Source organism: Sanguibacter gelidistatuariae, assembly GCF_900096585.1.
Lineage (GTDB): Bacteria > Actinomycetota > Actinomycetes > Actinomycetales > Cellulomonadaceae > Sanguibacter > Sanguibacter gelidistatuariae.
In genome coordinates, this window is sequence record NZ_FMYH01000001.1 from 870,876 (window position 1) to 885,916 (window position 15,041).

Sequence of the window (15,041 nt, forward strand, 5' to 3'; positions counted from 1 at the left end):
TGACGCAGGTCGCACGGAGAGCGGGGGCGTTCGGCTTGGCAGGACCGATTCACCGGGCGTATCTTCATACTGACCGGTCAGTCTAAAAGTGATCGGATGCCACTCCCGGAGGACCACCCATGAACCAAACCGTCGCACTGCACGCCAGCGACGCGGTCGAGGCGACGCCGACCACACCGGCGCAGCCCACCCCGACCACCCCAGCACAGCCCGTGCGTTCGCTCGCGATCAGGGCGCGCGCCCTCACGCTCGAGGGTGCGCGCGGACTCGTCTACGGACCGCTCGACCTCGACGTCCTGGCCGGCGACCTCATCGTGCTTCAGGGCCCCCAGGGCGCAGGCCGTTCGTCCCTGCTGCTCACCCTCGCCGGCCGGATGGTGCCGAGCGCTGACAGTCGGCTGACCCTGCTGGGCACGGCCCTGCCGGCCCGCCGCGGGGAGAAGCAGCGCCGCCAGGTCCAGCGCCGCGCCGCGATCGCCGGTTTCACCGGGATCGACGAGCTCGACGACGCCGTGACGATCGCCGACACGATCCGTGAGCGGCTCGCCTGGCTGTCCCCGTGGCACCGGCGCACCCCCGCCGTGACCGAGAAGACCTACGCCGCGCTCGCCGACCCCGTGTTCGGCCCGCGCACCCGCCCCGCCCTCGACTCCATGGTGTGGGACCTCGACGAGGTCGACGCCATGCTGCTGCGCATCATGCTTGCGATGGCGCAGGGACCCGAGCTGCTTCTCGTCGACGACCTCGACCAGGTGCACGACAGTGCCCGCCGCCAGCTCGTCTGGGACCGTCTCCACGCGATCACCACGACCGGGGTGACCGTGATCGGCTCGGTCGCCTCCGCCGGCGAGGTCGGCGCCATGGTCTGGCCCACCGCGCCCACCACGGTGTCCCTGACTACCGGTCCGCTGCCGGTCTGACCTCCTCTTCCTTACCTGCTCTCACGATCGGAACCACTCCTGTGATGTCTTTTACCTCGACCGGTACGGAGCTGCGGCGCTTCCGCCGCGGCCTGCTGCCCAAGCTCGGGATCGGGGCGATGATCCTCGTCCCGCTGCTCTACGGAGCCCTGTACCTCTGGGCGTTCTGGGACCCTATGGGCAACCTCGACCTGCTCCCGGTCGCGATCGTCAACTCCGACTCGGGCACCGTGATGGACGACGAGGCGGTCAACGTCGGCGACCAGGTGACCACGAGCCTCGTCGACTCCGGTGATCTCAAGTGGGCCCGGGTCGACGCCGAGGAGGCAGACCGCGGCGTGCGGGACGGCACCTACTACTTCGCGGTGACCATCCCCGCGGACTTCTCCTCGACCGTGGCGAGCGCGGCCGGCGACGACCCCAGCGCCGCCCAGATCATGGTCACCTACAACGACGCCAACTCCTTCCTCGCCACGACCCTTGGCGGCAGCGCGATGACGCAGGTCCAGGGCGCGATCCGGGAGCAGATCGGCGAGCAGGCGGTCGACAAGCTGCTCGTCGGGCTGGGCAGTGCCCGCGACGGGTTCGCCCAGGCCACCGACGGCTCGCTCACCCTCACGGCGGCGAGCGGACAGCTCTCCGACGGGGCCGCGGCAGTCGCCGACGGCGCCACCTCGGCCGCCGACGGCGCCGCCCTGCTCGCGACCGGAACCGGCGCGCTCGCCGACGGTGCGAGCAGCGCCGAGACGGGAGCCGGCCAGCTCGCCGACGGCGCCGGCACGCTCGCCTCCGCCAGCTCCACGCTGAACACCGGCGCGCAGTCCCTCGCGGGTGGCACGACCAACCTCGCGGCGGGCGCGGGGGCGCTCTCCACAGGGGCCTCGACCGTCTCCACGGGCGCTGACGCCCTGGCCACGGGTGCCTCCGGCGCCCTCACCGGCGCCACGACCCTCGCCTCCGGTGCGACCAGCACGCAGGCCGGGCTCGTCCAGCTCGCCTCCGGCGCACAGACCCTGGCCGGCGGCTTCACCGCCGAGACCGGGCTGGTCGCCGGGATGAACCAGGCCGTGACCGGTGCGCAGACGCTGTCCGCCGGCATCGCCGCGGCCCAGACCGAGGTCAACGGCCTCGCCGGCCAGGTGCCGACGCTGCGTCAGCTCGTTCAGGCGAACATCGTGGCGCTCCAGGCGCTGCCCACGACCCCCGAGACCACCGCACTGATCACCACGAACCGGACGGTGCTGACCGCGCTGCCGACCAACGAGAAGCTGGCCGCCTCAGCGGTGGGCTTCCAGACCTTGGTCGATGGCGCGAACCAGCTCGCCACGAGCACGACGGACGGTCTGCCGGCCCTCGCGACCGGCCTGACCAAGGCCTCCGCGGGAGCCTCGGCGCTCAACGCCCAGCTGCAGCCCGGCACCAGCGCGCCCACCGTGCGGGACGGCGTCGACCAGGTTGCGGCCGGGGCGACGAGCCTGCGGGACGGCCTGACCACGCTCAGCTCGGGCGCCACGTCGCTCGCAGACGGCACGACCGCGCTGACCACCGGCGCGAGCCAGCTGGCGACTGGGGCGACCACCCTGGACACCGGCGCGCGCACCCTCGCCGGGGGCTCCGCGCAGCTGAGTGCGGGTGCCTCCACCCTGTCCACGGGCGCATCGAGCCTGCTCACCGGGACCCAGCAGCTCGCGGCGGGAACCGCCGCGGCGGACACCGGCGCACAAGACCTGGCCACCGGGACGGCCACGCTCGCAGACGGCGCCGGGCAGGTCTCTGACGGCTCCGTGGAGCTCACCGCGGGCACCCAGACCCTCGCCGACGCCCTCGGGTCCGGCGCCGACGCGCTGCCCGACGACGGCCAGGCCCTGCGTGAGCAACGCGCCCAGGTCATCGCCGCACCCGTCACGGTCACCAACACCCACATCGCCCAGGCGGAAGGGTTCGGAGAGGGCTTCGCGCCGTTCTTCATCCCGCTCGCCCTCTTCGTGGGAGCCCTCATCACGTGGCTGCTGCTGCGACCGATCCCCTCCCGGGCGCTGGCCACCCCGGCCTCGGGCTGGCGGACCACGCTCGCCGGCTACCTCCCGGCCCTGGTCATCGGCGTGGCCCAGGTCGCGGTGATGCTGGCGGTCATCCACTTCGGGGTGGGCCTGCAGATGACGCACGTCGCCGGGACCATCGCGTTCACGATGCTCGTCGCGGCGGCCTTCCTCGCCGTGCAGCAGGCACTCATCGCGCTGCTCGGCCCGGCCGCGGGCAAGGTCGCGATCCTGGCCCTGCTCATGCTCCAGCTCGCTTCCTCCGGCGGGACGTACCCGGTCGAGACCACAGCGACGTTCTTCCAGGTGATCCACCCGCTGCTGCCGATGAGCTACGCCGTCGACGGGCTGCGTCAGGTGATCACCGGAGGGGTCGACGGTCGCCTCGGCGTCGCGATCGCCTACCTCCTGGGCGTCCTGCTACTGTCGCTGGCAGTCAGCGCCTGGCGGGCAGGTCGGATGCGCACGTGGACGCTCGAGCGCCTGCACCCGGCGCTGGAGATCTGAGCGCCGTGCACCGATGAGCGCTCAGCCGACGAGCAACGAGCCGAAGAGCCCTGTGCTGATGGGCGCTGACGAGAACCGACGAGCGGGACGGGTGGGAATCGTGGGGACCGAGGCATCGGGGACCCGGCGCGAGCAGGCCTTCGCGGCCCGCCGCGCCGGGACCCGGCAGCAGATCATCGACGCGGCGGTCGACCTCATCGCCGACCAAGGCTTCACTGCGACCTCGGTCGACGACATCGCGGCGGCGGCGGGCGTGGCCAAGGGCAGCGTCTACTACAACTTCGGTTCCAAGAGCGACGTGTTCGAGGCAGCGCTGTCCGTCGGCCTCGAACGCCTCACGCGCACCCTGGAGGGTGCGCGTGAGGGGCTCACCGGAAAGGACGCGCTCGCCGCCCTCGTTGCGGCGGTGCTCGAGCAGATCCAGGCCCACCCGAACTTCGCCAAGCTGCTCGCGGCCGAGGTGTTCCGGGTGGGCCGGGAGTGGCAGGAGACGGTGGGGCACATCCGCGCCGAGGTCATCGAGTTCTACGCGGCGGCGCTGCGCCAGACCCGGCCCGGGGCTGACGTGTCGCTCGTTGCCGCCGCGGTCTTCGGGGCGACGTTGGTCGCTGGGCTGGAGTGGTTGGTCTTCCAGCCCGAGCGGGAGTTCGACGACGTGCTCGCGGCGGTGCTCGCCCTCACCATCGGCCTGTGACCGGCTTCCACCATCCGGCGGTGTAGTAGACGCGCACCGTGACCGACCTGAGGCTGGCCCCGAGCGACTCTGCTCCTGGGGCGAGCGCCCCGACGAAGTCTCCGACCGACTCGACGACGGCACCGACGGCGCCAAGGTCACCCGGAGCCGCGACGATGGGCGACCACGGGGCCGCTCCGCCGACGGTCCAGCCGGCGGTCCCACCGGCGGTCGAGCTGAGCTGGGCCGCGGCCGGGCTCTCGTCCACGGGAGGCGAGCCGCCGCCGTGGATCGCCAGGAGCGCGGCGCACGCCCCGGTCGCGAGGATGGCCACGAGCCGCGCAGACCGGGTGCCGGGCGATCTGCGCCTGGTGTCCTGCGACGCACGTGACCGGCCGCGGTGGTGACCGGCCGTCTGAGATCCGCGGGCGGGCTGGGCGCGTTGGTCCGGCTGGGCCGGCGGGATGGTGCACTGGGTGGCTGACATGCGATCGACGCTAGGCACCGGGCCTCCCGGGCGCGGCCCGGGTCGGCCGGCCTGTGGGTTCGCCGCCATGCGACCCGCCCTGTGGGCAACCTCCTCACGGTGCTGCGGGCGGCCTGGCCGGCAGGTGCCCGAACCGGTGCACGGTCTGGGAGACCGCCTGCTCACGCAGCATGGTCACCAGCTCGCGGCGCCCGCTCGCCACGACCGGTGAGTCGAGGACCGTGACGGACCCGGTGCGGGCTGCGGCCGCGGCACGCAGCCCGGGGGCCGCCCCGACGACCCGGATGTGCCCGGTCACCTGCCCGGAGGCCACCCGCCTGGCAAACTCGGCCTCGCCTTCACGGTCGGCGTGGCTGACCGTGGCCGGGACGCCCACGCGGCGCGCGGCGGCCAGCACCCTGTCGACCTCGCACGGCTCCGCCCCCGCCCCGACCCGCACCGTGACGTGGGGCAGCGGGCGGTAGCGCAGCACATTCGATTCTGCGCGCAGCCCCGCCAGCTCGTGGTCGGTCGAGAGCTCGGCCCAGGCCCGTTCGTCGTCGGCCAGCGCCCAGGCAAGCCACGCCGCCGGGTCGGTCTCGCGCGAGGGCACACCGGCGCCGTCGTGCCAGCGGCCGAGCTGGGCGACGTAGCCGGGGCCGCCCGCCTTGGCGCCGGGGCCTACGACCGAGGCCTTCCAGCCGCCAAAGGGCTGGCGACCCACGATCGCCCCGGTGATGTGCCGGTTCACGTAGGCGTTGCCCACCTCGACGCGGTCCAGCCAGGTCGCGATCTCCTGCTCGTCGAGGGAGTGCAGGCCCCCGGTGAGGCCGAAGGGCACGGCGTTCGCCGCCGCGATCGCCTCGTCCAGGGTCTCCACCCGGATCACGCCGAGGACCGGTCCGAAGACCTCGGTGAGATGGAAGAACGACCCCGATGCGACGCCTACCTTGACCCCGGGGGTCCACAGGTGAGGGGAGTCGCCCGAGCTGAGCGCGGGCACCCGGCGCGGGCGCACGAGCCACCGCTCGCCCGGGTCCAGGGTGGTCAGGGCGCGCAGCAGCTTGGCGCCGGGCGGGCCGGTGAGCGGCCCCATGGTCGTGGCGAGGTGGGTCGCCTGCCCGACGGCGAGCGACGCCACCGCGTCCGCGAGCTGGCGCCGCAACCGGGCGCTGCGCCCGGCCGACCCGACGAGGATCAGCAGCGACGCGGCGGAGCACTTCTGCCCCGCGTGCGAGAAGGCGGAGTGGACGACGTCCGCGACCGCGAGGTCCACGTCCGCCGCGGCGGTCACCACGATTGCGTTCTTCCCGGAGGTTTCCGCGAGCACCTGCAGCTCCGGGCGCCAGCGGGCGAAGGCCTGGGCGGTCTCGAGCGACCCGGTGAGCAGCACCCGGGTGACGTCCGGGTGGGTCACCAACCGGCGCCCGGCCTCCTCCTGCGCCCGGACGACCTGCACGACGTCGGGGGAGTGCCCGTGGGCGACCAACGCCTCACGCACCGCGCGGACGGCGACCTCGGTGCAGCGCGGGGTGAGGTGGGAGGGCTTGACGATGACGGGCGCCCCGGCCGCGAGCGAGGCCAGGACCGAGCCGAGCGGGATCGACACGGGGAAGTTCCACGGCGGGGTGACGACCGTCGTGCCGTCCGGGATGAACACAGCCCCGGGCACAGACTCGAGCGCGAGGGCCTGCTCGGCGTAGTACACCGCGAAGTCGACCGCCTCGCTGACCTCGGGGTCCGCCTCAGCCACCGTCTTGTGCGCCTCATGGACCATCGTGGCGACGAGGTCCGTGCGCGCCTCCTCGAGCAGCCGGCCCGCCGTGCGCAGCACCTCCCGCCGCTGCGCCGCCGTCGTCCCTCCCCACGGCCCTACCTGCCCGACGGCGCGCGCCACGACCGCGTCGACGTCGCCGTCCGTGCCCAGCACCTGGGTCGGCGCGGGGTCGGCAAGCAGCCGGCGTGCAGTGGCGCGGGACACCACGCGCTGCGCCCAGGCGCGGCTTGCCGCGAGGGCGGGGTCGGTGTCGGGAGTGTTGGTGAAGGCGGGTGGCGACGGTCTCGGCGGATCCTCCGTCCGGGGGTCTGCGCCGGGCCGGGCCCAGGTGGCCGCCTCCGAACGCGGAACGCGGCGCAGCGCGAGCGAGACGGACCCGCTGGCGCGGACGGCCGCGCGGAACGCGTCCTCCTGCGCGGTCATCTCCGGGGCTTGCGAGCCGCCGGACAGGGCGTGCAGAAAGTTCTCCCCCGAGGCGTTCTCCTCGAGCCGGCGGACCAGGTAGGACACGGCGGTGTCGAAGTCCGCCTCGGCGACGGCGGGCGTGTAGAGCACGAGTGGGCCGACCGTGTCGCGGACCGCCTCGGCCTGCGCGGGGGCCATCCCCTGGAGCATCTCCACGTCGAGGGCGGCGCCGACCCCGCGGTCGCGGGCCAGCAGGTGACCGAGGGCCACGTCGAAGAGGTTGTGGCTGGCCAGCCCGATCCGCACCGACCGGGTCCGCTCGGGGGTGAGCGCCCGGTCGAGCAGGTGGACGTAGTGCGCGTCGACGTCGGCCTTGCTCGGATAGGGCGCCTGGGCCCAGCCGTGCAGCTCGGCGTCGACCCGCTCCATGGCCAGGTTCGCACCCTTGACCAGGCGGACCTTGACCTTCGCGCCGCCCACCGCGCGCCGCCGGTCGGCCGCCCGGGTCACGGTGTCCAGGGCCGCGGTCGAGTCGGGGAGGTAGGCCTGCAGAGCGATGCCCATCTCGGCGCCGGCCAGCTCCGGGTCGGCCATGAGCTGCAGGAAGACCGCGAGGGTGGGGGCGAGGTCGTGGTACTCCTCCATGTCCAGGGTGAGGAAGGTCCCGTGCGCCGCTGCGGTCAGGTAGAGCGGCCGCACGGTCGCTATCACGCGATGCACGGCGTCGGCCGTGTCCCACGCGGAGAGCTGGCTCACGACGGCGGAGATCTTGATCGACACGTAGTCGATGTCGGGTCGTTCGATGAGCTCGCGCAGGCGCCGCGTCCGGTCCGCGGCTTCGCGCTCGCCGAGGACCGCCTCGCCGAGGAGGTTGATGTTCGCCCGGAAGCCCGCCGCGCGCAGCCCCGCGACGTGGCAGGCCAGCCCTGGGCCGGCGTCGGCCACCAGCCCACCCACGAGCTGATGCAGCCGCGCGCGGGCGGCGGGCACGACGACGCCGGGCAGCACGGCGGCGAGCGCGCCACCGGCCAGCAGCAGGACGCGGTCCACCGGGCCGAGGAAGGCGCCGGTCACCGGACTGCCGCCTGTGTTGCCCGTGCCCCGCATCCGGGCGAGCTCGCGGGCGGCCACGCGGTTGTCCTCGGGGCGGGCGACCCGGTCGACGAAGCGGATGGCGAGCTCGAGGCCCGCCGGGTCGGCGACGAGGTGGGCCAGGCGCGCCGACGAGCTGCGCCCGGCGGAAGGTTGGTTGGCGGCCGCAGCCGCCAGCCACTCGCGGGCGAGGTCCACGGCAGCGTCGGTGAATCTTTCGGCAGCAGGCACAGGTCCATCAGGGATCGGTCGATCAGACATCGCTCCATCAGGCATGGGTCCATCGTGCGCCCGCTGACCTGCGCGGGCATCCCACAGGGTCGGCAGGGGGCGGGACGCGTGACCGCGGTCGTGCGCCTCGCGCCCAGGGCGGCCCACGTTTCACAGCGTAGGCACAGCACAGGGCTACTTTCGCCCCAGAACCGGTCCGTAGCGTCCCTACCTGCCACTCGGTGAATCCAGTCCGGATCACTGTGCCCGGCGTCGTGTGAGGGAGAGCATGAGAAGAGTGATGGGGCGCTTGCGCGTCCGGACGTGGATGATCGCCGGTGTCGCGGTCCTGGTGATCGCCGGAGCCTCGGTGTACTGGTTCGTGGTGCGCGACTCGTCCGCCGCTGCCGCGCAGTCCCAGACCCAGACGGTGGCAGCCAGCCTGACGACCCTCGAGAAGAGCGTGACCGGGACCGGGACGCTCACGCCCGGGGTCCAGGAGGATGTCAGCTTCGCCTCCGGTGGGACGGTCACCTCGGTTCTGGTCGCCGCGGGTGACACCGTGACCGCCGGGCAGACGCTCGCGACGATCGACACGCTCTCCCTCGACGCCGACGTGCTCGCGGCACGAGCCACCCTGGCCAAGGCCCAGGCGACCTTGTCCAACAACAGCGACGACGCCGACGGGACCGACGCCTCCGACGCCCAGATCGCGTCGAGCACCAAGCAGGTCGAGCTCGCGCAGTCTCAGGTCACCTCGGCCGAGGACAAGCTGGCCGGGGCGACCCTGATCGCACCGGTCGACGGGATCCTCACGTCGGTGGACCTGGCCGTCGGCGACGTCGTCGGAGGGTCCGGGAGCAGCAGTGGCGGCGCCGGATCTGGCTCCGTCTCTGCGTCCGCGGGTGGCGCTACGACTGCCACGACCTCCTCGGCATCCTCGGCCCAGTTCACGATCGTCGGGACGACCAGCTGGACCGTCCCGGTCACGGTCGATGAGTCCGACATCGCCTCCTTGACCGTCGGTGACCAGGCTGAGCTCACGGTGGACAACCTCTCCAGCACCGTCTTCGGGACGGTCACCGAGATCGGTCTGATCTCCACGAGCACCCGCGGAGTCGCCGGATACCCGGTGACGATCACGGTCACCGGCGACCCCGACGGTCTCAACGACGGGGTATCGGCCGACGTGTCGATCATCTACGAGCGCCGGACCGACGTCCTCACCGTCCCCACGGCCGCCGTGCGTCAGGTAGATGGGGCCTCGGTCGTCGACAAGGTCGCCGCGGACGGTACGCAGGTCGTTACGACCGTGACCATCGGCGAGACGAGCGGTTCCTCGGTCGAGATCACGGACGGCCTTGCCGAGGGAGACGAGGTGCTCGTGACGATCGTGGCGCAGTCGACCGGCCAGACGGGCCGATCGGGTCAGGACACCCAGACCGGCCAGTTCCCCAGCGGCGGCACGATGCCGGACGGCGCGAACTTCCCCGGCGGCCCCGCGATGCCCGGTGGACAGGGAGGGCCCAACGGTGGCTGAGCGCGGCATGGACCTGATGACCTCCGGCAGGTCGGGACGAGGATCGACGGCGACCGAGCCGGCCGTCGACCGCTTCCCGGGTGCCTGGACCACCGACCCGACCGCCCCGGTCATCGAGCTGGACGGCGTGGGCAAGACCTACAGCTCGGGCGCGATCGAGTTCGAGGCGCTGCGTGGCATCGACCTGGCCATCCACCAGGGCGAGTACGTCGCGATCATGGGACCGTCCGGCTCCGGCAAGTCGACCCTGATGAACATCCTCGGCTGCCTCGACACCCTGACCGTCGGCGAGTACCGGCTGGCCGGTGAGAACGTCGGCAACCTTGACGAGGAAGACCTCGCCCAGATCCGCAACCAGCGGATCGGCTTCGTCTTCCAGCAGTTCAACCTCCTGCCGTCGCTGCCCTCGTGGCGCAACGTCGAGCTGCCCCTCGTCTACGGACGGGTCGAGAAGGCCGAGCGCCAGCGGCGAGCCGTGGCCGCGCTCGAGCGGGTCGGGCTCGCGGACCGGGTCGACAACCGTCCCGGTGAGCTCTCGGGTGGCCAGCAGCAGCGCGTCGCCGTCGCCCGGGCCCTCGTCGGGGAACCCGCCCTGATCCTCGCTGACGAGCCGACCGGCAACCTCGACTCGGTCTCGACGGCGGACGTCCTCGCCCTCTTCGACGAGCTGCACGCCCAGGGCCGCACGATCATCCTCATCACCCACGAGCTCGAGGTCGCCCAGCAGGCGAGCCGGATCGTCTGGGTCCGAGACGGCGCCATCCACTCGGACTCACCGTCCGGGCGCCACGGTGGACCGGCCGCTGGCGCACACGAAGGAAGCACCCGATGACCTGGTCAGAGACATTCCGGACCGGCCTCTCGGCCGTCCGCTCCAACGCCATGCGATCCCTGCTCACGGTTCTTGGCATCCTCATCGGGATCGCGGCGGTCATCCTCACGGTGGGACTGGGGCTGGGTACCCAGAAGGACGTGAGCGCGGAGATCAGCTCGCTCGGCTCGAACCTGCTCATCGTCACGCCCGGGTCGAGCACCGACACCTCCGGCATGCGGGGCGGCTTCGGCTCGGCCGCGACGCTCACCCGGTCCGACGCGGTCGCCCTCGCCTCGGCGGTCAACGCCCCGGACGTCTCCGGGGTGGCCCCCGAGAAGACCAGCTCGCTCGCGATCGAGACGAGCTCGACCAACTGGACCACGACCGTCGTGGGGACGACCCCGGCCTGGCTCGACGTGAGGTCCCGCGCACTCTCGAGCGGAGCGTTCTTCACCGACGACGACGAAGCGTCGGGCGCTGCCGTCGTCGTGCTCGGATCCGAGACCGCGACCGAGCTGTTCGGCTCGGTAGACGTGACCGGATACACGGTGACGATCGAGGACATCCCGTTCACGGTCGTCGGCGTGCTCGCCTCCGCCGGGTCGGACTCGACGAGCAACCTCGACGACACGGCCGTCATCCCGCTGAGGACCGCGGCCGACCAGGTCATCGGTGGGACGGACCGCAACTCGGTCTCGACCATCTATCTCCAGGCGGCGTCGGCCGACCAGCTCTCGGCCGCCTACCAGGAGGCGCAGTCGCTCCTGCTCAACCTGCACTCGATCACGGACGCCGACTCGGCGGACTTCTCGATCGCCAGTCAGGACGCCCTCGTGAGCACGGCGACGGCCGTCTACCAGACGCTGACCGTCCTGCTCGTCGGCATCGCGGCCCTGTCTCTGCTCGTCGGTGGCATCGGCGTCATGAACATCATGCTCGTCTCGGTTACTGAACGAACCCGGGAGATCGGCCTTCGCAAAGCCCTGGGCGCACCGCCGTGGGCGATCCGCCGACAGTTCCTCGTCGAGGCGGCCGTTCTCGGCCTGGCCGGTGGCGTGGCCGGTGTGGCGCTCGGCATCGGGGCGGCGAAGATCTTGCCCGGTGTCCTGGACACCTCGATCGTCATCTCCCCGGTCGCTGTGGTCGGGTCCCTGGTGATCGCCGTCGCGATCGGCATCACCTTCGGTGTCTACCCGGCGTCGCGCGCGGCACGGCTCGCGCCCATCGACGCCCTTCGCAGCGAATGACGGTTCCCGCTGCGTCGCGCTCTGCAGCCGTGCCGTCACCTGTTCGTGAGCTCGTTCCCGTTCCCGTCCCTCAGGAGGATTCCATGTCTCACCATCTCGCACCGTCTCGTCCCGCTTCCTCCCGTCCCGCCCCCGGGCGCCGCCTGTTCGCCGCCGGCCCGCTCGTGGCCTGTGCCGCGGGCCTGGCCCTGGCTCTCGCCGGGTGCTCCGGTGGCTCGGGCGACGCAGCGAGCCCGACGACGGCCGCGTCCACCAAGCAGGCCGCCGCCGACCGCGCGGGGGGTGGGCAGGGCACCCGCGGTGCGGCGTCTGGCACTTCGGGTCTCATCGCCTCGCTGACAGGCAGCGTCATCCAGGTGCAGGGCTCCGACTCCCAGACCGCCGTGAGCTTCGGCGACGCCACGACGGTCACGCAGACCCTCGCCGCGACCGCAGCCGAGGTGACGGTCGGCAGCTGCGTCGTGGTCATGGGCGGCGTCGCGACCGAAACGTCGACCGAGTCCACGGCCGCCACCTCGGTTGCGGTCTCCGCGGCCGTCGACGGCGCGTGTACGACCGGCTTCGGGGGAGGGGGCGGCGGCGGCCGCCCGACCGGCGGGGACGACGCAGCGGCCGGAGGCGATATGCCGACGGATATGCCGACGGACATGCCGACCGACATGCCGACCGACATGCCGACCGACATGCCGACCGACATGCCGACCGACATGGCCGGCGGCGCCGGCGGGGGCGGTGGCTTCGGCTCCTTCACGACGGGCGTGGTGACAGCGGTGGACGGCACGACTGTCACGGTTGCGACCACCGCCCAGGACGGGAGCGCCTCGACCGTGACCGTCGCCCTCGACGACGCGACCACGTACACGGCGACGACCAACACCGACACCTCGGCGATCGTCGTCGGGCTGTGCGCCCGGGTCTCCGGTGACGCCGACTCGAGCGGAACCGTGACCGCCACGAGCATTGCGCTGACCGAGGCCGGCGACGACGGTTGCAGCACCCGGGGAGCGGGCGGCATGGGCGGTATGGGCGGGCTGGGCGGCCCCGGAAGCGGCGGAGGCGGCGGAGCTCCCTCCGGCACGGCCAGCTCGAACGCCAAGAACTAGACGGTACGAAAGAGGAAGAGGACACGTCTCATGCCTGAGCAGACAGCACTTACCACGGCCACGCCCACGGCCACGCCCACGGCGGCGCGGCGTCGTCGCCTCCGTCGCCGCCGACGGATCGTCGCCTCCTCCTCGATCGCGGCGGTCATGGTTCTCGTCGTCGCCGGGGTGACCGTGGCCAGCGGCCGCAGCACAAGCGGCTACCGGACCGCCGAGGCGGGTCAGGGATCGGTCGAGCAGCTGGTCGAGGCCGTGGGCACGGTCGCTTCGGCATCCCGGTCCGACGCCGCCTTCAAGGTGGGCGGGACCGTGAGCGAGATCAAGGTCGCCGTCGGCGGGACCGTCGCAGCCGGTGACGTCCTCGCCCTCCTGGACACGACGGACCTGGAGGAGGCCGTCGAGGCGGCCGAGGCGGCGTTGGCCGACGCCGAGCAGGCGTTGCAGGACGACCGGGACTCCCAGACGTCGTCGACCACGACCACGTCCTCGACGACCACGTCGACCTCGTCGACCTCGTCGAGCACGACGACGGCCGGGAACGTCGCCTACACGTCCGGGTCGGCGACCATCGCCACGGCCGGGCACACGACGGCTCCCGCCGCCTCAGCAGACGACGCGACCGAGGCCGCGTCGACGTCGGTCAGCAACGCGGTCTATCTGGTCGCGTCTGCCTCGACAGTCCGGACGGCCGCAACCGCGACCACCGCAACGGATGTCGCGACGGCGCAGCGGGGCGTCGACGACGCCGTGACTGCCGTCACGGCCGCGCAGCAGGCGCTCCTGGACCAGTACGCGGTCGCGAGCGCGGCCCTGGCCACAGCCAGCACCTCGCTGAGCGGCTCGCAGACCGTGTGCCAGGCCTTCCTCGACCTGACACCGGGCGACGACGTCGACCTCGACGCCATCGACCCTGCGGACGCGGCCGCCTACCTGGGCGCGGCTCAGGCGGCACTCGCGGCACAGCAGCAGGCGCACACCGACGCCTCCGCAGCCTTGACCGCCTGCCAGACGGCGATCAGCACGGTCCTCACCGACCAGACGAGCACGGACACGGCTCAGCAGGCACTGTCCTTGCGGGTGACCGATCTCGACGCCGCCGTCGCCCAGGTCCAGACGGCATTCGCGGCTCTGCAGGCCGCCATCGACGCTCAGCCGAGCACGACGGGCCCGACGAGCCCGGCGACCGATCCGTCTGCTCCGGGCACGACCCCGACCGCGCCGGGTGGGAGCACCGGTGGGTCGGTCACGGACGGGGGCACGCCGTCGCAGGGGTCGACCGGTTCGAGCGGCTCCGGTGCACCGTCCGGGAGCCAGTCAGGGGCTAGCTCCGGTTCGACCGGTTCGCCCGGAGGTGGTTCGGCCGCAGGCAGCTCCGCTGCCGGTGGCTCGTCGGGCGGTTCGAGCGCAGGCGCGTCTGGCAGTGCCGGGGGCACCAATGTGGCCTCGGCCGCGGACCTGGTGGCCGACCAGGCAGAGATCGACGTCGCCACATCCGACGTCGCCATCGCCCAGCAGAACCTCACGCTCGCGAGCCTCACCAGCCCGATCGCTGGGACGGTCGCGCAGATCACGCTGGCCGTCGGCGACTCGGTGACGGCGTCGTCGACCACCTCGGTCGTCACCGTCATCGGGGAAGACGGGTACGTCGTCTCCCTGACCGTGCCGTTGACGTCGGTCAACATCCTGGCAGCCGGTCAGGCGGCGACGATCACGACCGCGAGCGCGTCAGCCCAGCTCACCGGGGTGGTGAGCGAGATCGGCATCCTCGACGTCTCGACGACGTCCACGCCGTCCTACGCCGTGACCATCGCCCTCGAGGCGACCGACCAGCCGCTGTTCAACGGGGCATCGGCCCAGGTCGCCATCACTGCGGAGGCCGCCGCTGAGACCCTCACCGTGCCCAGCTCCGCGGTGCACAGGACGGGATCGAAGTACACGGTCCAGGTGCTCAAGTCCGGGGAGCCGACGTCGGTCGACGTCGAGGTCGGGGCGATCGGCCCGGAGCGGACTGAGATCACCTCGGGCCTGTCGGCCGGGGATGCCGTGATCCTCGCGGACCTGTCCCAGCCCATGACGACCGACGACTCGACCACGGACAGCAGCGGTGGTCTCACAGGTCTTGGCGGATCGACCTCTGACTCCGCGACGACCGGAGGAGCCGGTGGCTTCCCCGGTGGCGGCGGATTCTCTGGGGGAGGCACCCCGCCCGGTTTCTGAGACGACAAGAGCTCGCTTCCTCGCATGGCGC

10 protein-coding genes are annotated in these 15,041 nt (G+C 72.5%); 8 read left to right on the top strand and 2 right to left on the bottom strand.

Annotated features, from left to right (window positions below):
• Nucleotides 1-119: 119 nt before the first annotated feature.
• The 3 genes from BLQ50_RS03910 to BLQ50_RS03920 are packed head-to-tail and all read left to right on the top strand — an operon-like array spanning nt 120 to nt 4,160.
• Nucleotides 120-920 carry an ATP-binding cassette domain-containing protein gene (locus BLQ50_RS03910; protein WP_093181305.1) on the top strand — a complete coding sequence of 267 codons (801 nt, stop codon included), beginning with the start codon at nt 120-122 and terminating at the stop codon, nt 918-920.
• Between the two features lie 44 nt (nt 921-964).
• Nucleotides 965-3,466, top strand: coding sequence for a YhgE/Pip domain-containing protein (locus BLQ50_RS03915; RefSeq protein ID WP_093181306.1), 2,502 nt, complete (start codon nt 965-967; stop codon nt 3,464-3,466).
• A gap of 13 nt (nt 3,467-3,479) precedes the next feature.
• Complete coding sequence (locus BLQ50_RS03920; RefSeq protein WP_245700857.1) at nt 3,480-4,160, top strand: TetR/AcrR family transcriptional regulator; 681 nt, start codon at nt 3,480-3,482, stop codon at nt 4,158-4,160.
• On the opposite strand, the gene BLQ50_RS03925 is transcribed toward BLQ50_RS03920, so the two are convergent.
• Nucleotides 4,144-4,626, bottom strand: a complete 483-nt coding sequence (locus tag BLQ50_RS03925) for a hypothetical protein (protein WP_139185722.1) — start codon at nt 4,624-4,626, stop codon at nt 4,144-4,146. The genes BLQ50_RS03920 and BLQ50_RS03925 overlap by 17 nt on opposite strands.
• Nucleotides 4,627-4,720: 94 nt before the next feature.
• On the bottom strand, nt 4,721-8,155 hold the full coding sequence (locus tag BLQ50_RS03930; RefSeq protein ID WP_093181320.1) for a proline dehydrogenase family protein: 3,435 nt from the start codon (nt 8,153-8,155) through the stop codon (nt 4,721-4,723).
• Between the two features lie 235 nt (nt 8,156-8,390).
• Between BLQ50_RS03930 and BLQ50_RS03935 the strand changes: the two genes are divergently transcribed.
• The 5 genes from BLQ50_RS03935 (at nt 8,391) to BLQ50_RS03955 (ending at nt 15,010) form a co-directional block, all read left to right on the top strand.
• Nucleotides 8,391-9,629 (top strand): efflux RND transporter periplasmic adaptor subunit, encoded by a 1,239-nt coding sequence (locus tag BLQ50_RS03935; RefSeq protein ID WP_245700859.1) that lies wholly within the window; start codon nt 8,391-8,393, stop codon nt 9,627-9,629.
• A gap of 7 nt (nt 9,630-9,636) precedes the next feature.
• A complete protein-coding gene (locus BLQ50_RS03940) occupies nt 9,637-10,461 on the top strand; it encodes an ABC transporter ATP-binding protein (protein WP_245700860.1) in 825 nt (274 codons plus the stop codon).
• Nucleotides 10,458-11,690 carry an ABC transporter permease gene (locus BLQ50_RS03945; protein ID WP_093181324.1) on the top strand — a complete coding sequence of 411 codons (1,233 nt, stop codon included), beginning with the start codon at nt 10,458-10,460 and terminating at the stop codon, nt 11,688-11,690. The genes BLQ50_RS03940 and BLQ50_RS03945 overlap by 4 nt, the downstream gene beginning before the upstream one ends.
• A gap of 83 nt (nt 11,691-11,773) precedes the next feature.
• Nucleotides 11,774-12,793: a DUF5666 domain-containing protein gene (locus BLQ50_RS03950; protein WP_093181329.1), complete on the top strand. Its 1,020-nt coding sequence runs from the start codon at nt 11,774-11,776 to the stop codon at nt 12,791-12,793.
• Between the two features lie 30 nt (nt 12,794-12,823).
• Nucleotides 12,824-15,010: an efflux RND transporter periplasmic adaptor subunit gene (locus tag BLQ50_RS03955; RefSeq protein ID WP_093181331.1), complete on the top strand. Its 2,187-nt coding sequence runs from the start codon at nt 12,824-12,826 to the stop codon at nt 15,008-15,010.
• The last annotated feature ends 31 nt before the right edge of the window (nt 15,011-15,041 follow it).